We start from the raw sequence: 24,102 nt of genomic DNA on the forward strand, positions 1-24,102 counted from the left end.
TCATCAGCGGTCGGGGAACCGCTTCCGCCGAGCTCAGCGGCTCGTCGGCACCGTGCTCCCCGGCTCGGGCGAGACGCGCCCCCGGATGAAGATCAGCAGCACGAGACCGGTGACGATGACGGCGATATTGCCCATCCCGGCGATTCCACCGAGCGCACCGTGCGCGGGGTACAGACCCTGCATGAAGATCGACGGATCGGTCGACGCATGCAGCAGGATCGGCCAGATGAGGTTGCCAGTGACGCGCAGCGCGAGGTACATGCAGAGACCGAACGCGAAGGTGTACACGAGCTGGATCAGCGTCGCGAACAGCGACTGGCCGCCCAGCAAGTTGCTCGCGTGGAGCAGCGCGAAGAGTGCGGCGGAGACCAGGGCGACCGTGATCTCGCGGTGGCCGCCCTTGCGCATGAGGTTCACGACGAGTCCCCGGGTGACGGTCTCTTCCGCGAAGCCGATGAACAGCCCCGCCACGAGCCACGCGATCACGACGGCCGACCCTGCCTTGCCGTAGTCGATGGAGGCGAAGTGGAGCACGTTGAACAGCAGCACCACGGCGACCGCGATCCACATCCACCCCTTCCCGCGGATCGGCTGCGGGCCGAACAGCTCGCGAAGCCAGCCCACCGAGAGGGCGAACACGACGATGAGCACACTGGCGAACGCGATCGGCACGGCGTAGCTCACGATGACGGAGAGCGCTGCGTTCGACTTCGGGACTCCGGCGATCAGCGGGCCGAACAGGAACGATCCGCCCTGGTACAGCACCAGGTACACGACCACGAGCAGCAGTGCGCGCCACCAGCCGCCCTTCTCCCAGAATCGCTTCCAGCCCGATGCGCTTTGCTGACCTGTCATCGCCGGTCCTTTCCGGCGACCGAGGCCGTCACGGTCTGCCGGGACGAATCTATCGTTTGGCCACACGCGGCAACCATCGCCGCGCCCCTGGCTCGGTGGGGCGGTGGCGAGGCGCGACTACGCTGGACGGTGCTGCTCCGCCAGGAACGGCGGACAGGAGCGAGCGTGGTCGAGGGTGCCGTCGAGCGGATGCGAGGGCCGCGCGCCTACGCGTCCTTCATCGGGATCGGGCTCGCCGCGGGGCTCCTCTCCGGTCTCTTCGGCGTCGGGGGCGGCACGGTCATCGTTCCGCTGCTCGTGCTGCTGCTCGCCTTCGACCAGCGGCTGAGCGCGGGCACGTCGCTCGCCGCGATCGTGCCGACCGCGCTCGTCGGTGTCATCTCGTACGCCGTCCACGACTCGGTGGCGTGGATCCCGGCGCTGATCCTCGCGGTCGGATCCGTCGTCGGCGCGCAGATCGGCACCCGGCTGCTGCCGCGGATCTCCCAGACCGCGCTGCGCTGGTGCTTCGTGGGCTTCCTCGTGATCGTGATCGTGAGCCTGTTCCTGGTCATCCCGTCGCGGGGCGCCGTGCTCGAACTGAGCTGGGTGACCGGCCCGCTGCTGCTCGTGCTGGGCCTCTTCACGGGAGTGCTCGCGGGCCTCATCGGGGTCGGCGGCGGCATCGTGGTCGTCCCGGCGCTCATGCTGGCGTTCGGCACGAGCGACCTCATCGCGAAGGGCACGTCGCTGCTCATGATGATCCCGACCGCGATCTCCGGCACGATCGGCAACCTGCGCAATCACAACGTGGACCTGGTCGCCGCGGGCCTCGTCGGCCTCTCCGCGTGCACGACCACGGCGCTCGGGGCCTGGCTCGCGACCCTCATCGATCCGTTCGTGGGCAACGTCCTGTTCGCGGTGTATCTGGCCTTCATCGCGGTGCAGATGGCGCTCAAGGCGCTCCGCAGCCGCGCGCCCCGCGCCGTCTGAAAGCCCCCTCGGCGAGGGACCGGCGCCGCTCGATAGGATCGAGGGGTGCCCGTGAATCCTGAACTGGTCGGCCGGGAGTTCCCGCCGACGGCCCCGTACCTCGTCGGCCGCGAGAAGGTGCGCGAGTTCGCGCGCGCCGTGTTCGCCGACGCCCCGCAGCACACCGATGTCGCGGCGGCCCAGGCGCTCGGCTTCGCCGACGTCGTCGCCCCGCCCACGTTCGCGATGGTCATCCAGGACCTCACGCTGCAGCAGCTGCTGGGGCTGGAGGACTCCGGGATCGTGCTGTCCCGCACGATCCACGCCGAGCAGCGCTTCGCCTACACGCGCCCCATCGTGGCCGGCGACGCGCTCACAGCGCAGCTGACCGTCACCGGGATCCGCGCGATGGGCCCGGCCGCCATGATCACGAGCGACGCAGAGATCCGCGACGCCGCCGGCGCGCACTTCGTCACCGCCACGTCGGTGCTGCTCGTGAGCGATGCCCCGGCCGAGAACGAGGAGGCCGCCGCGTGAACGTCGGAGACATCATCGCCGAGCGCACCGTGCACCTCACGCGCGAGTCGCTCGTGCGCTATGCCGGAGCATCCGGAGACTTCAACCCGATCCACTACCGCGACGACATCGCCGCCGAGGTGGGCCTGCCCGGCGTGCTCGCGCACGGCATGCTCACGATGGGTGTCGCCTCGTCCGTCGCGGTCGCAGCCCTCCCCGGCACCGCGCGGATCCTCGATTACGGAGTGCGCTTCGCCCGCCCGATCGTGGTCGACCCGCAGACCGGCGCCGACGTCGCGATCACGGCCAAGGTCGGAGCGATGGACGAGACGGCGGTGCGGATCGACCTGACCGTGCGGTTCGCCGACACCACGGTGCTCGTCAAGGCTCAGCTGCGCGTCGCGGCGGACTCGCTCTGACATGGCGGAGATCGATCCGATCCGCCTCGCCGCGCTGACCACCCTGCAGACCGGCGCCGCGCCCGCGCGCATGATCGATGCCGAGACGGAGGACGAGCTCGTCGCCGTCCTCCGGGCGGTGTGGGCGACCCGCGACGAGTGGTTCGTGCTGGGCGGAGGATCGAACCTCTTCGCGGGAGACGTGCCCTTCGACGGCACGGTGATCCGCATCCGCACGAACGGCATCGAGGAGCTCCCGTCGCCGCACTCCGGCCGGATCCGGCTGCGCGCGCAGGCCGGGCACGACTGGGACGCGCTCGTCGCCTACGCGGTCGAGCACGGCTATGCGGGCATCGAGGCGATGTCGGGGATCCCCGGCACGGTCGGCGCCGCCCCCGTGCAGAACATCGGCGCCTACGGGCAGGAGATCCAGGAGACCCTCGTCGAAGTGGAGCTGCTCGACGAGCACTCCGGCGACGTCGTCGTCGCGCCCGCATCCGAACTCGGCCTCGGCTTCCGCACATCGGTGCTCAAGCACCACTACGGCTCGGTCGCCGAGCGCCGCGCCGTGATCCTGTCCGTCACGCTCGACCTGGCCGTCACCGGCGATGCGGGGCGGGTCGTGCGCGGCGAGCAGCTGCGCCGCGCGCTGCAGCTCACGGACCACGACCCTGTGCCGCTGACCTGGGTGCGCGAGCGGATCCTGGCCACCCGCGCCGCGAAGGGCATGCTCTTCGATCCGGCCGATCCGGACACGCACGGCGCCGGATCCTTCTTCCAGAACGCGATCGTCTCCGAGGCCGTGGCGCGCACGCTGCCGTCCGAGTGCCCGCGCTGGCCCGTGACACCCGACCTCGACACGGTCACGGTGATCCCGCTCGACTCGTACTACGGCCTGGCGCCGAAGCCCGAGACGCCCCCGAGCGATGTGAAGGTGAGCGCCGCCTGGCTCATCGAGCACGCCGGCATCGGCAAGGGGTTCACGCTTCCGCGTTCGCGCGCCGGCGTCTCCACGAAGCACGCTCTCGCCCTCACGAATCGCGGGGGCGCGACGGCGGGGGAGATCGCCGAGCTCGCCCGGTTCATCCAGAGCCGGGTGCATTCCGAGTTCGGCCTGCTGCTGCAGCCCGAGCCCGTGCTCGTCGACGTCGAGCTCTAGGCGCCGAGGATGCCGCGTCCCGACCGTGCCTCGCCGGAGCCGGGGCGTACGCTCGCACCATGACCGGACTCGTGCCCTACATCCTGTTCCCCGGCACCGCCGTCGACGCGCTCCCGTTCTACCAGGCGATCTTCGGCGGTGAGGCGGTGATGCACACCTACGCCGAGTTCGGGCGCGCGGACGGCCCGGGCGACGCGATCGCCCACGGCATGCTCATCCGCGGCCCGGTCGAGCTCGCCGCCGCCGATGCCGCGCCCGATGCGGACGCCGTGCACATGAACGGCATGTTCTTCTCGCTCCTCGGCACGGCGGATCCGGAGACGCTCACGCGCTGGTTCGCGCAGCTCGGCGACGGCGGACGCGTGATCGACCCGCTGCAGGAGCGGCCGTGGGGCGCGCACGACGGCACGCTCGTGGACCGGTTCGGCGTGCACTGGCTCATCGGCTACGAGGACTGACGCGTCGGCGCCCGCCCGCGTTCACCGGCCGGATACGTCGACGCCCCCTCTGGCGACCGAGGCCCCCTCTGAATTGCGGAATTCAGGAGGGGCGCGGACAACCCGAGGGGGCGTCGACGTAAAGAGGGCGAGCCTCAGAAGCGGACGGGCTCAGGAGGCGAACAGGCGCTGCAGGCGCTGCACACCCTCGAGCAGCTGGTCGTCGCCGAGCGCGTAGGACATCCGGATGTATCCGGACGGGCCGAACGCCTCGCCGGGGACCACGGCCACTTCGGCCTGGTCGAGGATGAGGTCGGCGAGCTCGAGCGAGGTGGTCGGGGTCACGCCGCCCCAGGTGCGGCCGAGCAGCCCGTGCACGTCGGGGTAGACGTAGAACGCGCCGGTCGGGTTCGGCACCACGAGGCCGTCGATCTTCGACAATTCGGAGACGATCAGCGTGCGGCGGCGGTCGAACGCCTCGCGGAACTGCTCGGCCTCGGTCTGCGGTCCGTTGAGGGCGGCGATCGCGGCGCGCTGGGCGACGTTGTTCACGTTGCTCGTGAGGTGCGACTGGAGGTTGCCGGCGATCTTGATCGCGTCGGCGGGGCCGACCATCCAGCCCACGCGCCAGCCGGTCATGGCATAGGTCTTCGCGACACCGTTGACGAGGATGGTCTGACCGGCGACCTCGGGGAGCGCCTCGACGACGGAGGTCGCCTTCACGCCCTCGTAGGTGAGGTTCTGGTAGATCTCGTCGGAGATGATCCAGATCCCGTGCTCGAGCGCCCACGCGGCGATCGCGGCGGTCTCCTCGGGGGAGTAGACGGATCCGGTCGGGTTGGACGGGGARACGAACACGAGCACCGTGGTGCGCTCGGTGCGCGCGGCCTCGAGCTGGTCGACGGTGACCTTGTACTCCTGGTCGGCGCCCGCGAAGACCTCGACCGGCACGCCGTCGGCGAGGCGGATCGCCTCGGGGTACGTGGTCCAGTACGGCGCCGGCAGGAGCACCTCGTCGCCGGGGTTCACGACCGCCTGGAACGCCTGGTAGACGGACTGCTTGCCGCCGTTGGTGACGATGACCTGACTCGGCGAGACCTCGAGGCCGGAGTCGCGCAGCGTCTTCGCGGCGATCGCCTCGCGCAGCTCGGGAAGGCCCGCCGCGGGGGTGTAGCGGTAGTTCGCCGGGTTCGCGAGCGCCTCGGCGGCCGCATCCACGATGAACTGCGGCGTGGCGAAGTCGGGCTCGCCCGCGGCGTACGAGACGACGGGCTTCCCCTCGGCCTTGAGGGCTTTGGCCTTGGCGTCCACCTTCAACGTGGCGGACTCGGCGATGGCGGAGAGTTTGCGGGAGAGAGGCGCGCGTTCGGTCACGCCACCAGCGTACTCGCGCGCCTCTCGTGCGACATGGCCATGACGTACAAAGCGCAGGCGCTGTTCTCCGTCGTGGCGAACAGGCGCGGGCCCGGGGATCCGGCACCGATCGTGCGGGGGAACGGCGGGGTGCGGTGCCCGCTCAGGTCAGGAACGAGGGCGGAACGGCGCAGTAGTCGGCGAGGCGCCGCGTCGGCGCTTCCGGATCCGTGACGTCGACCAGCGCGGTCGCCGCGGTGTGCGGAACCTCGTCGCCGTCGATGAGCCACACGGAGAAGTGCCACAGTCCGCGGGCGCGCTCGGCGAGCAGGGTGGTCGTGCCCGAGACGATCTGCACGGCGTCCTCGCCCGCGGCGCGGAACGGCGCCACGATATCCGCGCGCAGGCCCGCCTCGTCCCGGTCGTCCTGCGCCGCGACGGATACCGCGACGCCCCGGGCGCGCAGGGCGTCGGCGAGGTCTCCCGCGAAGCCCGCCGATCGCGCGGCCGACGGGCTGGCGACGGCCAGCAGCCGGGCTCCGCGCGGATAGTCGCGGAGGAACTCGTCGGCGAGAGCCTCGAGGAGAGCGTGCGCGGCGGTCGGGGCGGTCATGTCCCCAGCGTAGGCGGCCGTGCCGGCCGGGTGGCGCGCGGATCCTGCCGCGAACGGAGAGGCTCGACGATCAGGTGACCGCGTCGCGCTCCTGGAACTCGGGCGCGCGCCACAGCTCCTCGTCGAGCACGCGGCGCAGGGTCTCCACGGCGTCCCAGACATCGGCGTGGCCGAGGTACATCGGGGTGACGCCGAATCGCAGCACCTCGGGCTCGCGGTAATCGCCGATCACGCCGTTCGCGATCAGCGCCTTCATCACCGCGTAGCCCTCGGGGTGCCGGAACGACACGTGGCTGCCACGCCGCGCCTCCTCGCGCGGCGTGATCAGGGTGAGCGGGTGGTGCGCGAGCCGCGACTCGACGAGCCGGATGAACAGCGTCGTGAGCGCGAGCGACTTGCGGCGCAGCGCCTCCTGGTCGACCTCGAGGTGCATGTCGATGCCGACTTCCATGGTCGCCATCGACAGGATCGGCTGGGTGCCCACGAGGAAGCGCCTGCCGCCGGGCGCGGGGGCATAGGAGTCGGTCATCGCGAACGGGCGGTCGTGCCCCCACCACCCGGTCAGCGGCGTCTCGACCCGGTCGAGATGGCGCTCGGAGACCCAGAAGAAGGCCGGCGAGCCCGGGCCGCCGTTGAGGTACTTGTAGGTGCAGCCGACCGCGAAGTCGGCGCCCGCGTCGGCGACGGCCACGGGCACCGCACCCACCGAGTGGCAGAGGTCCCAGACGGCCACGGCACCCGCGGCGTGGATTCGCCCTGTCGCCTCCCTCATGTCCCAGAGATGCCCGGTGCGGTAGTTGACCTGCGTGAGCAGCACGACGGCGACGTCCTCGCCCAGAGCGGCGTCGAGGTCTTCCGGCGCGTCGATCAGCCGCAGCGAATAGCCGCGGTCGAGCAGAGCCATCAGGCCCTCGACGATGTAGAGGTCGGTGGGGAAGTTCTCCCGCTCCGACACGATGACCCGGCGCGCGGGGGCGTCCTGCTGCTGGAGCCGGATCGCGGCCGAGACCGCCTTGAAGACGTTCACCGAGGTGGTGTCGGTCGCGACGCACTCGCCCGCGCCGCCGCCGATGAGCYGGCCGATCTTCTCGCCGATCCGGAGCGGCAGGGCGAACCAGTGGTTCTTGTTCCAGCTGCCGATGAGGTCCGCGCCCCACTCCCGGCTCACCACATCGGCCGCGCGGGCGACGGCGTCGCGGGGGAGTGCGCCGAGCGAGTTGCCGTCGAGATAGACGATGCCCTCGGGAAGGGCGAAGCGCTCGCGGAGCCCGGCGAGCGGATCGTTCCGATCCGCCTCTTCGCACTGTGCGCGGGTGATCGGCGCGGCGGTGTCCGTCATCGTGGAGTCCTCCTCGGTCGGGGAACCGGCTCGGTCGGCCGGGGATAGGGAGATCTGGATCCATGATGACGAATCGTCGGAGCAACACCTAGAATTTCGACAGATATCCGACAATCGCGGGATCCATCGTTGGATCACCGGATCGATGATGCTGGAGGGGGCACGATGGCGGACGGAATCCGACTTACGACGACGGATCGGCACATCCTGGACGAGCTGACCAGGGACGGGCGCCTGTCGAACAAGGAGCTAGCCGCGCGGGTCGGCCTGCCCCGGTCGACCTGCCATGGGCGGGTGCGCGCGCTCGAGGATGCCGGCGTGATCCGGGGCTATCACGCCGAGCTCGACCCGGTCGCCGTGGGCGCCGGGGTCGAGGCGCTCATCATGGTCGCCGTCAAGGAGGACGCCCGTGACCAGGTGCCCGCGATCACGGCTCGCCTGCGCACGGTCCCCGGGGTGCAGCGCGTCTACCTGATCGGCGGCGTGCACGACCTCGTCATCCACGTCGCCTGCGAGAGCGTTCCAGGGCTGCGGGATTTCCTGCGCACGCACCTCGGATCCGTCCCCGCGCTCGGCCAGACCCAGACTCAGATCATCTTCGAGCAGCACTCGGGGACCGCCGTGATCCCGTCGTGAGTCAGTAGGCTCCTGGCATGAGTGAGAGCGCTGCGCCGGCCGATTCCGCTGCCCGGCTGCAGCATCTGATCATCACCGTCTTCGGCCGGTACGTGCGCGCGCACGGGGGAGTGATCCAGATCTCCGACCTGATCCGGATGCTCGCCGCGCTCGGGGCCGATGCGCCGGGCGTGCGCTCGGCCGTCTCCCGGCTCAAGCGCCGGGGCGTGCTGGTCAGCGTCCGCTCCGGCGGGGCCGCGGCGTACCGGCTCGCGGATTCCCTCGAGGGCGTGTTCTCGGCCGGCGACCGCCGCATCTTCGAGGTGCGGCGCGCCGAGCCCTCGGATCCCTGGCTGCTCGCATCCTTCAGCGTTCCCGAACGGGATCGTCCTCTGCGTCACCAGCTGCGCAAGCTCCTGCAGCGGCTCGGGTTCGGTCAGATCAGCGGCGGCCTGTGGATCGCCCCCGGGCTGATCGCGGACGAGACGCGCACCGCCCTGCGTCGCGCGGATCTGGACCGCTACGTGGAGCTCTTCCTCGGCGAGCGCGTGTCGCGAGACGACCTCGCGGAGGCGGTCCGGCGCTGGTGGGACCTGCCGGCCCTCGAACCGCTGTATCGCGGGTTCGTCGACGGGTTCGGTCCGATGGTGAGCCGGGAGCTGAGCGATGGCGAGGCCTTCGCCGCGCATGTCGGCGCGATCACGCAGTGGCGGCGCCTGACCTATCTCGACCCCGGGATCCCGCTGCCGTATCTGCCGGACGGGTGGGTCGGGGTCGAGGCGGAACGGCTGTTCTCCGAGCTGCACCGTCGGCTCGAGCCTGCGGCAGAGCGGTTCGTGTCGACCGTCCTGGGCTGATCCCCCTGCCGAGATCCCCGGCTGCCGCGTGGTCGGCCGGGGAACTTCGTCGTCTTCGACGATTTTCGATGTTGCACTTGTGTGACGATGATCACGCATGTGACACTTCCAGGGAGGAGGTGGCCGACCTCGCAGCGCCGCGGACGGCCGCGCACCGGACATGAGCAGAGGAGCTCCCATGACCGAGAACGAACTGCGCAGGGACCGCGTCCCGCAGGTCACCCGCAGCGGCGAGGAGGACACCCAGACGATGTCGTCCGGGGGCTGCATCCGCATCTCCGGCGTCGGTCCCCAGCACACCGAGGCGACGAGGATCTGGTTCGGCAAGGTGTCGAACGAGCCGGGCTACCGCTCACTGCCGCATCACCACGGCGAGGCGGAGACCGGCGGCTACGTGCTGCGCGGCACCGCCCGCATCTACTTCGGCGAGGGCTACCGGGAGTTCCTCGACATGTCCGAGGGGGACTGGGTGTTCGTGCCGCCGTTCATGCCGCATGTCGAGGCGAACATGTCCACCACCGAGGAGCTCGTGTGGCTGACCACGCGGACTCCGGACAACATCGTGATCAACCTCGACGAGGTCGACGACGCGATCCTGGAGGGTTTCCGCCGCGCATGAGCACCTCCGCCGCGTTCCTCCGCGCGATCGCCCTGACCGAGTGCGAGCCCGAGCACGCCGATCGCGCGTTCACGGCGCAGCCGCAGCCGGTCCCGTGGCCGAAGGCCTACGGCGGCGACACCGTCGCGCAGAGCGTCGCGGCGGCGATCCGCACGGTCGACGACGACCGCGTGCTGCACTCGGTGCACTCGTCGTTCCTGCGGGGCGTCGACGTCGCAGAACCGGTGCGCTATGAGGTCGAGCTCCTCCGCGACGGTCGCGGCTTCTCCACCCGGCACGTCCGCGGGCACCAGCACGGCAGGCTTGCCTTCCTCGCGACCGCCTCCTTCCATGTTCCGGAGCAGTTCCCCGAGCACGGGCCGGAGATGCCCGCGGTGCCGGATCCGGAGACCTTGGCGTCCAGTGCTGAGGCGCTCACCGGGCACGAGGGCGCCGACGTCGACTACTGGTCGCACGATCGCAGCTTCGACATGCGGCACGTCCCCGGACCCGTCTACGTGCGGATCGAGGGCGAGCGGGTGCCGCACCAGGCGGTCTGGGTGCGCGCGTTCGACGCCCTCGACGACGATCCCGTCACACATCAGCTCGCGATCGCGTACGTCTGCGATTACACGATCCTGGAGCCCGTGCTGCGGGTGCTCGGCCTGCCTTGGCGGGACGAGGGCCTCGTGACCGCGAGCCTCGACCACGCCATGTGGTTCCACGCCCCCGCCCGCGCCGATGAGTGGCTGCTGTACGCGCAGGAGAGCGCAGGCATCTCCGACGGTCGCGGCCTGGGCCTCGGTCGCTTCTTCGACCGCACAGGTCGGCTCATCGCGACCGTCGCCCAAGAGGGCATGATCCGCCCCGGCCGCACGCTCTGACGAGCCCCGATCGCACGATCCGTCTGATCCACCCCAGGAAGGGAGCAGCAATGGAGCTTTCCCGCTCAGCCCACGTCGACACCTTCGCGCGCGACGCTCTGCCGCCGGTCGAGCTCTGGCCGACGCTGGAGTTCACCATCCCCGACGTGCAGTATCCCGAGCGGCTGAACGCGGCCGGTGCGCTCATCGACCGCGCGGTCGAGACGTTCGGCCCCGACCGCGACGCCGTGATCCTCGGCGACGGCACGCGGTGGAGCTACGGGGAGCTGCAGCGCCGCGCGAACCAGGTCGCCCAGGTGCTCACGGAGGATCTGGGCATCGTCCCCGGCAACCGCGTCGCCCTGCGGATGCTCAACGGGCCATGGGCGGTGGCCTGCTGGCTCGGCGCCCTCAAGGCCGGCGCGGTCGTCGTCACGACGATGGTCGCCTGGAGGGAGAGCGAGGTCCGCAACGTGTTCGAGCGGGTGCGGCCGTCGGTCGCGATCGTCGACCACCGCGACCTCGACGGCGTCGAGAGCGTCCTCCGCGAGCTGCTGCCGGAGGACGGCCTTCTGGTGTTCGGCGGCGAGGAGGACCGCCTGATGCGCGCCTGCGATGACAAGGACGGCGCGTTCAGGGCGGTCGACACGGCCGCCGATGACGTGGCGCTGCTCGGCGCGACCAGCGGCACGACGGGGGCGCCGAAGATCACGATGCACTTCCATCGTGACGTCCTCGCCAACGCCGATACGTTCGCGAAGCACGTGCTGCACCTGGCGCCCGACGATGTCAGCGCGACGACCGCACCGCTCGCGTTCACCTTCGGCCTCGGCGGCGCCGTGGTGTTCCCGCTCCGCACCGGAGGGGCCGCGGTGATCCTGGAGCGGGCCACCCCGATCGAGCTCGCGCGGCTCATCGAACCGCTCGGGATCACCGTGCTGTACACGGCCCCGACCGGCTACCGCGCCATCCTCAAGGAGGGCCTCGCGGACGCGTTGCGGCGGCTCCGGCTCGGCGTCTCGGCCGGCGAGCACCTGTCCCGCGAGACGTTCGAGGCGGTCGCTGAGGCGAGCGGGCTGCGGCTGGTGAACGGCATCGGATCCACCGAGATGCTGCACGTCTTCATCTCCGCGTCCGGAGAGGACATCCGCCCCGGATCCACCGGCCGCGCGGTCCCCGGCTATCGTGCGGCGATCTTCGGAGACGACGGGCGCATGCTCGGCCCCGGCGAGCCGGGCCGGCTCGGCGTGATAGGCCCCACCGGCTGCCGCTACCTGAACGACCCGCGGCAGACCGCGTATGTGCACGACGGCTGGAATCTCACCGGCGACACCTTCGTGCAGGACGAGGACGGCTACTTCACGTTCCACGCGCGCAACGACTCGATGATCGTCACGGCCGGATACAACGTCGGGGCGCCCGAGGTCGAGGAGGCCATCGCCGCGCACCCGGATGTGCTCGAGGTCGCGGTCGTCGGCCGCCCGGACGCCGATCGCGGCACGATCGTCAATGCGTACGTCGTTCCCCGCACGGACGTCGAGGTCTCGGACGAGCTCACCGCTTCGATCCTCGCCGTGGTCAGGTCGCGATTGGCGCTCTACAAGTGCCCGCGCCGTATCGACTACCTCGCCGAGCTGCCCCGCAATCCCAGCGGCAAGGTGCAGCACTTCGTCCTGCGCGACCGGGCCGCCGCGGAGGCCGCCCTCGTCGCGCCCGTCTCCCAGGGGGTCTGACATGCGTATCGCCGTGATCGGAGGGGGGCCGGGAGGCCTCTACTTCTCCGCCCTCATGAAGCAGCTCGATCCCGCGCACGAAGTGACCGTCTGGGAGCGCAACGCGCCGGATGACACCTTCGGGTTCGGTGTCGTGTTCAGCGACGAGACGCTCGGCGGGATCGAGAACGCGGATCCCGCGATCGCCGCCCGGATGAGCGAGCGGTTCGCCCGCTGGACCGATATCGACGTGCTCTTCGGGGGGACCACACACACGGTCGGCGGGCAGGGGTTCGCCGCCATGGGGCGCAAGGAGCTGCTGCAGCTGCTGCAGCAGCGCTGCCTCGAGCTCGGCGCCGAGATCCGATTCCGCACCGAGGCGCCGGACGCCGGCGCGCTCATGGCGGAGTATGACCTCGTCCTCGCGGCGGACGGCGTGAACTCCCGCGTGCGCGGGCAGTTCGCCGAGTCCTTCGGACCCGACCTGGATCGCCGCGTGTCGAAGTACATGTGGCTGGGAACCGATCGCGTGTTCGAGGCGTTCACGTTCGCGGTGCTGCACACCCCGCACGGGATCATGCAGCTGCACGGCTATCCGTACTCCGATCAGGGCTCGACGTTCCTCATCGAGATGCACGAGGACGTGTGGCGCGCCGCGGGTTTCGACGCGACGGAGCACGAGGTCTTCCCTCCCGGCGTGAGCGACGAGTACGCGGTCGAGCGGATCCGCGGATTCTTCGCCGATGTGCTCGACGGCCACGAGGTGCTCACGAACAACTCCAAGTGGCTGAACTTCACCACCGTGCGCAATGAGCACTGGCACCACGAGAACCTCGTGATCCTGGGTGACGCGGCGCACACCGCGCACTTCTCGATCGGATCGGGCACGAAGCTCGCCATGGAGGATGCGCTCGCGCTCGCGGCGTGCCTGCACGAGCACGGTCGGCTGGGCGACGCGCTGGACGCCTACGAGCTCGAGCGTCGCCCCGTCGTCGCCTCCACCCAGCGTGCCGCGCAGGCCTCGCTCGAGTGGTTCGAGCGGATCGGGCAGTACGCCGGCCAGGACCCGCTGCAGTTCGCGTTCAACCTGCTCACCCGCAGCCGGCGCATCACCCTGGACAACCTCGCCCTGCGGGATCCGGTCTTCGCCGCCGAGGTCGTGCGCGGAGCGGGCTTCACGGGCCGCACCGAGGACGAGCCGGCGATGTTCCGCCCGCACCGGATCGGCGCGCTCGCGCTGAAGAACCGTGTCGTCGTATCGCCCATGGACATGTACTCCTCGGTCGAGGGCGTGCCCGGCGACTTCCACCTCGTGCACCTCGGATCGAAGGCCACGGGCGGCGCGGGCCTCGTCATGACGGAGATGGTCTGCGTCTCGGCCGAGGGGCGGATCACACCGGGCTGCGGCGGGCTCTACACCGATGAGCAGCGCGACGCGTGGCGGCGGATCGTGGACTACGTGCACGGGCAGTCGACCGCGAAGATCGGCGTGCAGCTGGGCCACTCCGGCCGCAAGGGATCCACGAAGCGCATGTGGGAGGGGATCGACGATCCGCTCCCCGAGGGCAACTGGCAGACCCTCGCGCCGTCCGCGCTGCCCTACGGGCCGGCCAACGCGGCGCCGCAGGAGATCGACCGCGCCGACATGGACCGGGTGCGCGACGAGTTCGTCGCCGCGACCCGGCGCGCGGCCGAGGCCGGCTTCGATCTCGCCGAGCTGCACGCCGCGCACGRCTATCTCATCTCCTCGTTCCTGTCGCCCGTGTCCAACCGGCGCACCGACGAGTACGGCGGCGGCCTGGAGAACCGCCTCCGCTACCCGCTCGAGGTGTTCGACGCGATGCGCGCCGCCTGGCCGGCCGAGCGCCCGCTCACCGTGCGCCTGTCGGCCGTGGATTGGTGCGAGGGCGGCAACGAGCTCGACGACGCGATCGAGATCGCGCGCGCCTTCATCGCGCACGGCGCGGATGCGATCGACGTGTCCTCCGGCCAGATCGCCAAGGACGAGAATCCTCAGTTCGGCCGCAGCTACCAGACGCCGTTCGCCGATGCGATCCGCAACAGGGTCGCGGCCGAGGCCGGGGTCAGCGTGATCGCCGTGGGCGCCGTGTCCAGCCACGACGACGTGAACTCGATCCTGCTCGCCGGCCGCGCCGACCTCGTCGCGCTCGGCCGCACGCACCTGTGGGATCCGCAATGGACGCTGCACGCGGCCGCCGACCAGGGCTACCGCGGGGAGGGCGCGGACTGGGTTGCGCCGTTCCGCGCCGGGTCGCGCAAGCCGCCGACCGCCCGCACCGACGCCGTGCGGCCGCGGCTCTCGCTCATCCGTGACGAGCGAGAGGGCGAGATCGCGCCGGAGCATCGCCGGTGGATCCCGCAGCGCGAGGCCGTCGAGGCCCTCGCGCCGGTCGGTCCCTGAGCCAGAGCCCGGGCCCTGAGCCCGCCCGGGCCCTGAGCCTGTCGAAGGGCCCGATCCCCATACGTATCCGCACAGGAGGACAAGAACCATGACCCGCCAGATCATCAACCCAGACACCCTCATCGCGCCGCGCGGATTCGCGCACGGGGTGCGCGCCGGCGAATTCGTCTACCTCGGCGGGCAGACGGCGATGGACCGCACCGGCGCGATCGTGCCCGGCGGGATCGTCGAGCAGTTCGTGCAGGCGTTCTCGAACGTGCTCGCCACGCTCGAGGCCGCGGGGGGTCGTCCCACGGACCTCGTGGACGTCACGATCTACCTCACCGACGTCGACGACTACCAGGCCAACGGCCGCGAGATCGGCCGTCGCTGGCGCGAAATGGCCGGCACGGAGTACCCGGCGATGGCGGGGATCGGCGTGACGCGGCTGTGGCAGAAGGAGGCCATGATCGAGATCCAGGGGGTCGCGCACCTCGCCGCCACGGCGGATCGGGCCTGATGCGCCTCGCGACCGTGCGTGTGGACGGCGGCACCCGCGCCGCCGTCGGCGACGCCGAAGGCTGGGTGCTCCTCGACGAGGTCGACGCGCAGGAGCTGATCGCCGGCGACGGGTGGCGCGAGCGGGCCGAGACCGTCCTGCGGCAGTCGGCCAGGCAGGACCTCGATCCCGAGGCCTTCGGCGTTCCCCTGCCCCGCCCGGCGAAGGTGTTCTGCTGCGGACTGAACTATCGCGATCACATCGTCGAGACGGGCCGTGCCGTGCCCGAGTTCCCGACCCTCTTCGCCAAGTTCGCCGACACGCTCACGGGACCGGCGGACGAGATCCGGGTGCGGGACACCGCGAAGCTCGACTGGGAGGCGGAGCTGGCCGTCGTCGTCGGATCCGAGGTGCACCGCGCCGACAAGGACGCGGCGGCGGCCGCGATCCTCGGCTATGCGGTCGCGAACGACATCTCGATGCGGGACTGGCAGCAGCGCACCCTGCAGTGGCTACAGGGCAAGGCGTTCGACGCCACCACGCCGATCGGTCCGTTCGTCGTGACCGCGGACGAGGTCGATCCCAAGGCCGGACTCCGCATCACCTGCGCGGTGAACGGCGAGCCGGTGCAGGACGCGAACACCCGGGAGCTCGTCTTCGACGCCGCCGATCTCGTCTCGTACGTGTCGCAGATCACCCGGCTCCGCCCCGGCGACCTCATCCTCACCGGCACGCCGGGCGGGGTCGCGCTGGGGATGGCGGATCCGCGCTGGCTGCAGGACGAGGACCTCGTCACGACCGCCATTGTCGGACTCGGCGAGCTGCGCAATCGGATCCGGCTCACGTAGTCCTTCACGCCGAACGGCCGACGAAACCGTGATCGATCGCGAACAGGCTCGCCCCGACCCGATTTGCGACGCCGATCTTGGCATAGGTGTGCTCGACGTGGTTGCGCACGGTCTTCTCGCTGAGGGTGAGGGCCGTCGCGATCTCGCGGTTGCTGCGGCCCTGCGCGACGAGCGTCAGGATCTCGGCCTCGCGCGGGGTGAGGCCGGCGGGGAGGGCGCTGCGCGGCGCCCGCGCTCCGAAGGGCCCGGTCGCCGCGGACTCGACCGCGGCGACCGCCTCCCCGTCCAGATGCCCTGCGGCCACCCGCCGGCGCAGGCGGGCGATCGCCTCGTCCGGCTCGAGGGCTGCGCGGTACGGGCGCGGCTCTGTCGCCGCGCGGTAGGCGACGGCGGCCGCGAGCAGGCGGTCGGACCGCGTGAGGCTGGTGCCGGGAGATCCTGCCGGATAGCCGCTGCCRTCCAGATGCTCGTGATGCGCGCGCACCAGAGCCGCCTCGGCCGCGAGCCCGGGGATCCGCGCGAGCACGCGGCCGCCGAGGTACGGATGCATCCGCACGCGCTCCCAATCGCCGTCGTCGAGCGCGCCCGGCTTCGACCAGATCAGGTTCGACACGCCCAGCCGGCCCACGTCGTGCAGGTGCGCCGCGCGGCGCAGCGCGATCACCTCCTGGGCGGGCACGCCCACCGCCATGGCCGCCGTCGCCGCGATCCCTGCCACGCCGCGCGAGTGGCCCAGCAGGAACGGACACTTCAGATCGGCGAAGTCGCCGATCGCCGCGACGGCCGCGTCGAGGGCGTCGCCGTGCAGCACCTCGTCCCGGTCAGGGGCGCAGTCCAGGGCGGCGGTCCACGCGGCGGATCCGTGCGGGAGGTCGAGGAGCGCGGCCGCGTCGGCGGTGAACGCGTCGACGATCGCGGGGTCGAACTGACCGCCGCGGCGCGCGCCGGCCATGCGGACGACCGCCTCCGCTCCGCCGAGGCGGTCGTGCACCTCGGCGGTGTCGGCGAGCTGCGCGATCCGCATCGCGAGCGGGATCGTGTCGCCGGAGAGCCCCCGGGGGAGTCCGTGACCGTCGTAGCGCTCGAAGGCCGCGGACACGGCCTCCTGCACCGCCGGCGGGAGTCCCAGCCGCTCGGCCAGCAGTGCGGCGGACAGGCAGTGCGAGTGCAGCAGCGCGCCGAGGCTGCCGCGCGAGTCGATCATGAGCGCGGCGAGCGTCGTCGCGCGCTGCACGAGGGGACGGCCCTGCGCGACGTGCTCGACCAGGAAGCGCAGGAACGGCAGCCCTGACCAGTCCACGAGGTACGAGGCGCTGCGCACGGCGATGTCATCCCCGAACCAGCGCGCGTACTCCTGCGAGTCGGCCGTGCAGCCGATCCACATGAGCAGCGTCGCCTGATACGCCGCTCCGCGCTCTGCGTCGTCCAGGCCCAGGCGTGCCGCGAGACGGTCGGCGAGGATCGCGGCGCGCATCATGTGCTCCGCGGGCTGGCCGAGACCCAGATCGATCGCGACGGAGACCGCCGCGAGGATCTCGCCCCGAGTCGGAGCACCGGTGTTCGCGCCCACGTGTCCATTGTCGGCGATGCGCTCCCGCAGGGCCAGAGGCATCAGCGTGGCTGCGCGTCCTCTGCGAGCCCGTTCGCACTCGCCGCGACGGCCGTGTGCACGGCGGGATCGAACGCGCTGAAGCGTGCGTCCCCGATGTAGAACAGCCCGTGCTGCGGCATCCAGAAATCGCCGAGCCTGGTCTGCCGATCCAGCGCCCCGAGCGGGCCGAGGTCGCGGCCGCCCACGCTCGCGGCGCCGGCCGAGACCCGCCAGAGCCGCGTGGGGACGACCTGGAAGCGCTGCCGGTTGGGCGCTGAGCCGATCATCCGCATCCGCCCCGTGCGCAGCATCGGCCGCGCCATCGGCCCCATCGCGCCGAGGAGGGGGTCGCTCCGTCGGGCGGCGGCCGGCAGAGCGCCGCCCAGCGCGGACATCGCCCGCGTCGCCGGTGTGGCCCGCAGCCGCAGATCCCAGTCCAGCACGCCGGCGATCCGCACGTGCAGTCGCGAGGGCTCCGTCCAGCTCAGGTCGATCTCCGGCACGCGTTCGTACGTCGCCGCCGCGCTGAAGTAGCGAGGGCAGCTGTGCCCCGGATCCGTGGTGACGTACATGTGCCAGGCGCCGTGCGGCGCACGGTGCCAGACGGCGCGGTAGCCGGGGCCGATGCTGGTCCGGGTCATCACGCGCAGCGCGAGGCAGTCGCCGCCGCGGTACGTCAGGCCGAGCACGCCGAAACCGGTGAAGCGCTCGTCGTCGCCCTCCGGCAGACGAGGCCGGTCTGTCACGTCGGCGGCGGCCGCTGCGGGAGTCCATGTCGTGGTCATGGACCCAGCCTCGTGCGGCCACCCCACGGGCGCATGGGGCATCGGCCCCGACTTTCCGCGCCCCGCCGGCGGCGTCTGTCAGCGCTCGACGAGCACGCCGTCCTCGTCGGCGTAGAGCACGGCGCCGGGGCAGAACTCCACATCGCCGAAGCGGAGCATCACGTCGACCTGCCCTGCTCCGGTCTTGGCGCTCTTGCGCGGATTGGTGCCGAGGGCCTTGACGCCCAGGGGCAGCCGCCCGATCGCCGCGCTGTCGCGGATCGCGCCGTGGACGACCACGCCGGCCCACCCGTTCGCGACCGCGCTCGCCGCGATCACGTCGCCCATGAGCGCGGTGCCGAGGGATCCGGATCCGTCGATCACGAGCACGGCCCCGTCGCCCGGGGTGGCGAGGAGGTCCTTCACGAGCTGGTTGTCCTGGAAGCAGCGCACCGTGCGGATCGGGCCCTCGAAGGCGAGGTGCCCGCCGAAGTCGCGCAGCTGCAGAGCGAGGGATTGCAGGGCGTCGCCGTGCTCGTCGTAGAGGTCTGCGGTGGAGGTCATCGGGGGAGTCCTTTCCGGTCGCGAGTGTGCCGAACTCAGTCGATCACGCCTGTTCCGTCGGGCGATGGGCCCAAAACGGGGAGTGATGACTGAGTTCGGCACAGGATGGCAGGCGAAGGTCAGCTGAACTGGTTCATCGTGTTGTGCTGACCGCCGGCCTTGAGGGCCGCGTCGCCGGCGAAGTACTCCTTGTGGTTGTCGCCGAGGTCGGATCCGGCCATGTTCTGGTGCTTGACCGTGGCGATCCCGCCGCGGATCTCGCGGCGCTGCACGCCCTTGACGTATGCGAGCATGCCCTCGTCGCCGAAGTAGCCCTTCGCGAGGTCATCGGTCGACAGCGCGGCCGTGTGGTAGGTCGGGAGCGTGATGAGGTGGTGGAAGATCCCGGCGCGCGCGGATCCGTCGCGCTGGAACGTGCGGATCTTCTCGTCCGCGAGACGCGCCAGCTCCGTGTCGTCGTACTCGACGCTCATGAGCGCGCTGCGGTCGTAGCCGGAGACGTCCTCGCCCTGCTCGGCCAGGAGGTCGTACACCTGCTGGCGGAAGTTCAGCGTCCAGTTGAACGACGGGCTGTTGTTGTAGACGAGCTTCGCGTTCGGGATCTCCGCGCGGATGGCGTCGACCATGCCGGCGATCTGGTCGACGTGCGGCTTCTCGGTCTCGATCCACAGTAGGTCGGCACCATTGCGCAGCGACGTGATGCAGTCCAGCACGACGCGCTCCTCGCCCGTCCCGGCGCGGAACTGGTAGAGGTTGCTCGCGAGACGGCGGGGCCGCAGCAGCCGGCCATCGCGCTTGATGACCACGTCGCCGTTGCCGAGCTCGGCCTCGGAGATCTCCTCGACGTCCAGGAACGCGTTGTACTGGTCGCCCAGGTCGCCCGGTTCCTGCGTGACGGCGAGCTTCTGCGTGAGCCCCGCGCCCAGCGAGTCGGTGCGCGCGACGATGATCCCGTTGTCGATCCCGAGCTCGAGGAAGGCGTAGCGGACCGCGTTCAGCTTCGCGATGAAGTCCTCGTGCGGCACGGTGACCTTGCCGTCCTGGTGGCCGCACTGCTTCTCATCCGAGACCTGGTTCTCGATCTGGATCGCGCAGGCGCCCGCCTCGATCATCTTCTTGGCGAGCAGGTACGTCGCCTCGGGGTTGCCGAAGCCGGCGTCGATGTCGGCGATGATCGGGACGACGTGGGTCTCGTAGTCGTCGATCTGGGACTGGATGAACTCGGCCGCGGTCTCGTCGCCGGCGGCGCGCGCCGCGTCGAGCTGGGTGAAGAGCAGGTCGAGCTCGCGGGCGTCGGCCTGGCGGAGGAACGTGTAGAGCTCCTCGATCAGCGCGGGCACCGCCGTCTTCTCGTGCATCGACTGGTCCGGCAGCGGCCCGAACTCGGAGCGGAGCGCCGCGACCATCCAGCCGGATAGGTAGAGGTAGCGCTTGTTCGTCGTCTTCAGGTGCTTCTTGATCGAGATCAGCTTCTGCTGCCCGATGAAGCCGTGCCAGACGCCGAGCGACTGGGTGTACAGCGACGAGTCGGCGTCGTACTCCGCCATGTCGCGGCGCATGATGTCGGCCGTGTACTGCGCGATCTCGAGTCCGGTGCGGAAGCGGTTCTGCGCCCGCATGCGGGCGGCGGACTCGGGGTCGATGGCGTTCCATCCGGATCCGGCCGCCGCCTTCAGCGCCTGGATGGCGTCGATGTCGTCCTGGTAGCGAGTCATGGTCAAGTCCTTCGTTCGTGGGCGAATGGTCGTGAGTCGAGGAGGATCAGGCGGTCTCGACGAGGAAGCGGGCGTAGGCGGGCAGCGTCAGGAACGCCGGGAACTCGGGCTGCAGCGCCACCTCGCGGAACACCTCGGCGGCGTCCTCGAAGCGGTCGGCGGGCTGTGCGTCGGCCGAAGGGGGCGTCGTCTCGGCGAGTACCTCGGCGATCAGCCCTTCGACGTACTCGGCCGTGATGAGCGTGCCGTCCTGGGTGGATTGGCCCTGATGGATCCACTGCCACACCTGCGAGCGGCTGATCTCGGCGGTCGCGGCGTCCTCCATGAGGTTGTCGATCGCCACGGCGCCCAGGCCTCGCAGCCACGCCTCGATGTAGCGGATCGCCACGGAGACGTTGTCGCGCACGCCCTCGGCCGTGATCGGACGGCCGATGTGCACATCCAGCAGATCCTCCGCGCGCACCCGCACGTCCTCCCGCAGCCGGTCGAGCTGGTGGGGACGCTCACCGAGCACGGCGTCGAACTCGGCCTGCGCGGTCGGGATCAGGTCGGGGTGCGCCACCCAGGTGCCGTCGAACCCGTCGCCGGCCTCGCGCTTCTTGTCCGCGGCGACCTTCTCGATGGCCCGAGCGGTCACCTCGGGGTCGCGCCGATTGGGGATGAAGGCGCTCATGCCGCCGATCGCGTAGGCGCCGCGCTGGTGGCAGGTCTTCACGAGCAGCTCGGTGTAGGCCCGCATGAAGGGCACCGTCATCGTGACCTCGCTGCGGTCGGGCAATACGAAGCGCGCGCCGCGGCCACGGTAGTTCTTGATGATCGAGAAGATGTAGTCCCAGCGTCCCGCGTTCAGACCCGCGCAGTGCTCGCGCAGCTCGAACAGGATCTCCTCCATCTCGAACGCGGCGGGCAGCGTCTCGATCAGCACGGTCGCGCGGATCGTGCCGCGGGGGATCCCGAAGTACTCCTCGCTGAACGTGAACACGTCGTTCCAGAGCTTCGCCTCCTCGCTCGACTCGAGCTTGGCGATGTAGAAGTACGGTCCGCGGCCGGCCTCGATGAGGGCCTGCGCGTTGTGGAAGAAGTAGAGCCCGAAGTCGACCAGCGAACCGGAGGCGTCCATACGGCGACCGGTGCGGTCGGTGAACTCCAGGTGCTTCTCCACGAGGTGCCAACCGCGGGGGCGCATCACGATCGTCGGGGTCTGCGCGGCGGTGACGCGGTACTCCTTGCCGTCCTCGCTCGTGTGGGTCAGGCGTCCGCGGATCGCGTCGCGCAGCGACAGCTGCCCGCCGATCACGTTGCGCCAGGTGGGGCTCGTGGCGTCCTCCTGGTCGGCCAGCCACACCTTGGCGCCGGAGTTCAGCGCGTTGATGGTCATCTTCGGATCCGTCGGGCCGGTGATCTCCACGCGGCGGTCCTCGAGGCCGGGGCCCGCACCGGCCACGCGCCAATCGGCGTCCTCGCGGATGTGCCGGGTGTCGTCGCGGAAGCGCGGGTCGTGCCCGTTGCCGATCTCGAAGCGGCGGCGCATCCGGTCGGCGAGGCGGTCGTGCCGGCGTCCGCCGAAGCGGTGGTGCAGCTCGGTCAGGAAGGCCACGGCGGCGGGGGTGAGGATCTCGCCGTAGCGGTCGTGCATCGGTCCGGTGATGCGGATCGCGGGGCCCTCGGTGCCGGAGACGGCGGTGCCGACGGTCCGGATCGGGGCGGTGGGCGACGCGGTGGGAATGGTCATGATCTGTCTCCTCCGTGAGTGGATCCGGTCCGGCTTCTGCGCCGGGGTGGCTTGTGACCACTCTGAGTGAAGATCTGGAGTCAGCTGGGCCAAACTCGGGGAGAAGTTTGCTCAGATTTCTGTTTTCGTGACAGAATCGGCGCCATGGTCACCGCAGACACCGCAGAAGAGGTCGACGCTCTCACGATCGGACGCCGCATCCGTCAGCTCCGCACGGCGGCGGGGCTGACGCTCGAGCAGCTCGCGACGGCGATCGACCGAGCGCCGAGCCAGGTGTCGATGATCGAGACCGGCAAGCGTGAGCCGAAGCTCACCCAGCTGCAGCTGATCGCCCGCGTGCTGGACACGACGATCGACCAGATCCTCGCCGAGCAGCCCCTCGACGAGCGCGCCGCGATGGAGATCGCGGTCGAGCGCGCGATGAAGGGGCAGACGTTCCAGGCCCTCGGCATCGCCCCGTTCCGGATCTCGAAGACCGTGCCGGACGAAGCGCTGCGGGCACTGCTCGCCCTGCACGGCGAGATCGACAAGCTCCGCGACGAGCGCGCGGCGACTCCCGAGGAGGCCCGTCGCGCGAACGTCGAGCTGCGCCACCTCATGCGCCGTCAGGACAACCACTTCGCCGACCTGGAGCAGAAGGCGGCGGAGATCCTCGCCGCCGTGCACCACCCCGGCGGGCCGCTCACGCAGCGCAGCGCCAGCGACATCGCCGCGCACCTCGGGTTCACGCTGCACTACGCGCCCGATCTGCCGCAGTCCACGCGCAGCGTCGCCGACCTCGCGCACGGGCGGCTGTACCTCTCCAGCCGCGTGCCGGGGAAGGGCGATGCCAGGACGGCTGTGCTGCAGGCGCTCTCCAGCCGCATCCTCGGGCACTCCGAGCCGCGCAGCTACGCCGAGTTCCTGCGCCAGCGCGTCGAGACGAACTACCTCACGGGTGCGCTGCTCATGCCGGAGGAGCACCTCGTGCCCGTGCTGAAGGATGCGAAGGAGCGTCGCGCGATCTCGATCGAGGACCTCCGCGACGCGTATTCCGTGTCCTACGAGACCGCCGCGCATCGGTTCACGAACCTCGCAACCCGACATCTGGACATCCCGGTGCACTTCCTCAAGGTGCACGAGTCGGGCACGATCACGAAGGCGTACGAGAACGACGATGTGAACTTCCCGACCGACCGGCTCGGATCCATCGAGGGGCAGATGTGCTGCCGCAAGTGGACCAGCCGGGTCGTGTTCGAGGAGGAGGACCGGTTCAATCCGTACTACCAGTACACCGACACGGGCAACGGCACCTACTGGTGCACTGCCCGCGTCGAGCCGTCGAGCGAGGGTCTGCACTCGGTGAGCGTGGGCGTCCGCTTCGACGACACGAAGTGGTTCATCGGGCGCGACACCCCCAACCGCGGCGTCTCGAAGCACTCGGTCGAGGTGTGCTGCCGGCGCGCTCCAGCCGATCTCGAGAAGCGCTGGCGCGAGCAGTCCTGGCCGAACGTGCGCACCCCGCGCACCCTGCTGGCGACGCTGCCGACCGGCGCGTTCCCCGGCGTCGACACGACCGACGTGTACGAGTTCCTCGAGGCCCACGCCCCCGCCTGAGCCCGCCCTACTTGCGAGTCGTCCCCGCCAGCGGAGCCCATGGGGTGCGCTGACGGGGACGACTCGAAATGTGGGTGCGGCGGGCGCTCGCCACCTCTGAGTCGTCCCCGCCAGCGGCGCCTATGG

General features: G+C 70.7%; 23 protein-coding genes. 14 read left to right on the plus strand and 9 right to left on the minus strand.

The window, feature by feature from the left end; genetic code table 11:
- Positions 1-33: 33 nt before the first annotated feature.
- Positions 34-855, minus strand: a complete 822-nt coding sequence (locus AC1DG4_RS16925; protein WP_477380182.1) for a lysostaphin resistance A-like protein — start codon at positions 853-855, stop codon at positions 34-36.
- Positions 856-1,044: 189 nt separating this feature from the next.
- On the opposite strand from AC1DG4_RS16925, the gene AC1DG4_RS16930 reads away from it, so the two are divergent.
- Genes AC1DG4_RS16930 through AC1DG4_RS16950 form a run of 5 tightly spaced genes read left to right on the plus strand, consistent with a single transcriptional unit; the run spans position 1,045 to position 4,337 of the window.
- Complete coding sequence (locus tag AC1DG4_RS16930; RefSeq protein ID WP_477380413.1) at positions 1,045-1,827, plus strand: sulfite exporter TauE/SafE family protein; 783 nt, start codon at positions 1,045-1,047, stop codon at positions 1,825-1,827.
- A gap of 45 nt (positions 1,828-1,872) precedes the next feature.
- Positions 1,873-2,343 (plus strand): FAS1-like dehydratase domain-containing protein, encoded by a 471-nt coding sequence (locus tag AC1DG4_RS16935; protein WP_477380180.1) that lies wholly within the window; start codon positions 1,873-1,875, stop codon positions 2,341-2,343.
- Positions 2,340-2,741: a MaoC/PaaZ C-terminal domain-containing protein gene (locus AC1DG4_RS16940; protein WP_477380178.1), complete on the plus strand. Its 402-nt coding sequence runs from the start codon at positions 2,340-2,342 to the stop codon at positions 2,739-2,741. Before AC1DG4_RS16935 ends, AC1DG4_RS16940 begins: the two co-directional genes overlap by 4 nt.
- 1 nt (position 2,742) lies before the next feature.
- Positions 2,743-3,879 (plus strand): UDP-N-acetylmuramate dehydrogenase, encoded by a 1,137-nt coding sequence (locus AC1DG4_RS16945; protein WP_477380176.1) that lies wholly within the window; start codon positions 2,743-2,745, stop codon positions 3,877-3,879.
- Positions 3,880-3,938: 59 nt separating this feature from the next.
- Positions 3,939-4,337 (plus strand): VOC family protein, encoded by a 399-nt coding sequence (locus tag AC1DG4_RS16950; RefSeq protein WP_477420449.1) that lies wholly within the window; start codon positions 3,939-3,941, stop codon positions 4,335-4,337.
- A 150-nt stretch (positions 4,338-4,487) separates the two neighbouring features.
- Here the strand turns inward: AC1DG4_RS16950 and AC1DG4_RS16955 are convergent, their stop codons facing one another.
- From AC1DG4_RS16955 to kynU, 3 genes are all read right to left on the minus strand, one after another.
- On the minus strand, positions 4,488-5,690 hold the full coding sequence (locus AC1DG4_RS16955; RefSeq protein ID WP_477380175.1) for a pyridoxal phosphate-dependent aminotransferase: 1,203 nt from the start codon (positions 5,688-5,690) through the stop codon (positions 4,488-4,490).
- 142 nt (positions 5,691-5,832) lie between these two features.
- Positions 5,833-6,282, minus strand: coding sequence for a hypothetical protein (locus AC1DG4_RS16960; RefSeq protein WP_477380173.1), 450 nt, complete (start codon positions 6,280-6,282; stop codon positions 5,833-5,835).
- Between the two features lie 70 nt (positions 6,283-6,352).
- The gene (gene kynU, locus AC1DG4_RS16965; RefSeq protein WP_477421365.1) at positions 6,353-7,621 is read right to left on the minus strand and encodes a kynureninase; all 1,269 of its coding nucleotides are present in this window, start codon (positions 7,619-7,621) and stop codon (positions 6,353-6,355) included.
- 165 nt (positions 7,622-7,786) lie between these two features.
- On the opposite strand from kynU, the gene AC1DG4_RS16970 reads away from it, so the two are divergent.
- The 8 genes from AC1DG4_RS16970 to AC1DG4_RS17005 all read left to right on the plus strand — a co-directional run bounded on the left by AC1DG4_RS16970 (position 7,787) and on the right by AC1DG4_RS17005 (position 16,014).
- A complete protein-coding gene (locus AC1DG4_RS16970) occupies positions 7,787-8,257 on the plus strand; it encodes an Lrp/AsnC family transcriptional regulator (RefSeq protein ID WP_477380169.1) in 471 nt (156 codons plus the stop codon).
- 17 nt (positions 8,258-8,274) lie between these two features.
- On the plus strand, positions 8,275-9,093 hold the full coding sequence (locus AC1DG4_RS16975) for a PaaX family transcriptional regulator (RefSeq protein WP_477380167.1): 819 nt from the start codon (positions 8,275-8,277) through the stop codon (positions 9,091-9,093).
- 178 nt (positions 9,094-9,271) lie between these two features.
- Positions 9,272-9,712, plus strand: coding sequence for a cupin domain-containing protein (locus AC1DG4_RS16980; RefSeq protein WP_477380165.1), 441 nt, complete (start codon positions 9,272-9,274; stop codon positions 9,710-9,712).
- On the plus strand, positions 9,709-10,575 hold the full coding sequence (locus AC1DG4_RS16985) for an acyl-CoA thioesterase (RefSeq protein WP_477380163.1): 867 nt from the start codon (positions 9,709-9,711) through the stop codon (positions 10,573-10,575). Before AC1DG4_RS16980 ends, AC1DG4_RS16985 begins: the two co-directional genes overlap by 4 nt.
- Before the next feature lie 50 nt (positions 10,576-10,625).
- On the plus strand, positions 10,626-12,287 hold the full coding sequence (locus AC1DG4_RS16990) for an AMP-binding protein (protein WP_477380161.1): 1,662 nt from the start codon (positions 10,626-10,628) through the stop codon (positions 12,285-12,287).
- A gap of 1 nt (position 12,288) precedes the next feature.
- On the plus strand, positions 12,289-14,688 hold the full coding sequence (locus tag AC1DG4_RS16995) for a bifunctional salicylyl-CoA 5-hydroxylase/oxidoreductase (protein WP_477421366.1): 2,400 nt from the start codon (positions 12,289-12,291) through the stop codon (positions 14,686-14,688).
- A gap of 88 nt (positions 14,689-14,776) precedes the next feature.
- Entirely contained in the window at positions 14,777-15,187 is a 411-nt protein-coding gene (locus AC1DG4_RS17000; protein WP_477380158.1) for a RidA family protein, read from the plus strand.
- Entirely contained in the window at positions 15,187-16,014 is an 828-nt protein-coding gene (locus AC1DG4_RS17005) for a fumarylacetoacetate hydrolase family protein (RefSeq protein WP_477380156.1), read from the plus strand. The genes AC1DG4_RS17000 and AC1DG4_RS17005 overlap by 1 nt, the downstream gene beginning before the upstream one ends.
- 4 nt (positions 16,015-16,018) lie before the next feature.
- On the opposite strand, the gene AC1DG4_RS17010 is transcribed toward AC1DG4_RS17005, so the two are convergent.
- The 5 genes from AC1DG4_RS17010 to aceB all read right to left on the minus strand — a co-directional run bounded on the left by AC1DG4_RS17010 (position 16,019) and on the right by aceB (position 22,380).
- Complete coding sequence (locus AC1DG4_RS17010; protein ID WP_477380154.1) at positions 16,019-17,584, minus strand: HD domain-containing phosphohydrolase; 1,566 nt, start codon at positions 17,582-17,584, stop codon at positions 16,019-16,021.
- A 41-nt stretch (positions 17,585-17,625) separates the two neighbouring features.
- Entirely contained in the window at positions 17,626-18,390 is a 765-nt protein-coding gene (locus AC1DG4_RS17015; protein ID WP_477380152.1) for a hypothetical protein, read from the minus strand.
- 78 nt (positions 18,391-18,468) lie between these two features.
- Entirely contained in the window at positions 18,469-18,933 is a 465-nt protein-coding gene (gene rraA / locus AC1DG4_RS17020) for a ribonuclease E activity regulator RraA (RefSeq protein ID WP_477380150.1), read from the minus strand.
- A 119-nt stretch (positions 18,934-19,052) separates the two neighbouring features.
- A complete protein-coding gene (locus AC1DG4_RS17025) occupies positions 19,053-20,648 on the minus strand; it encodes an isocitrate lyase (protein ID WP_477380148.1) in 1,596 nt (531 codons plus the stop codon).
- A gap of 46 nt (positions 20,649-20,694) precedes the next feature.
- On the minus strand, positions 20,695-22,380 hold the full coding sequence (gene aceB / locus AC1DG4_RS17030; RefSeq protein WP_477380146.1) for a malate synthase A: 1,686 nt from the start codon (positions 22,378-22,380) through the stop codon (positions 20,695-20,697).
- Between the two features lie 144 nt (positions 22,381-22,524).
- Between aceB and AC1DG4_RS17035 the strand changes: the two genes are divergently transcribed.
- Complete coding sequence (locus AC1DG4_RS17035; protein ID WP_477380144.1) at positions 22,525-23,976, plus strand: helix-turn-helix domain-containing protein; 1,452 nt, start codon at positions 22,525-22,527, stop codon at positions 23,974-23,976.
- Positions 23,977-24,102 lie beyond the last annotated feature (126 nt).

The organism is Microbacterium sp. 05N427, assembly GCF_056397105.1.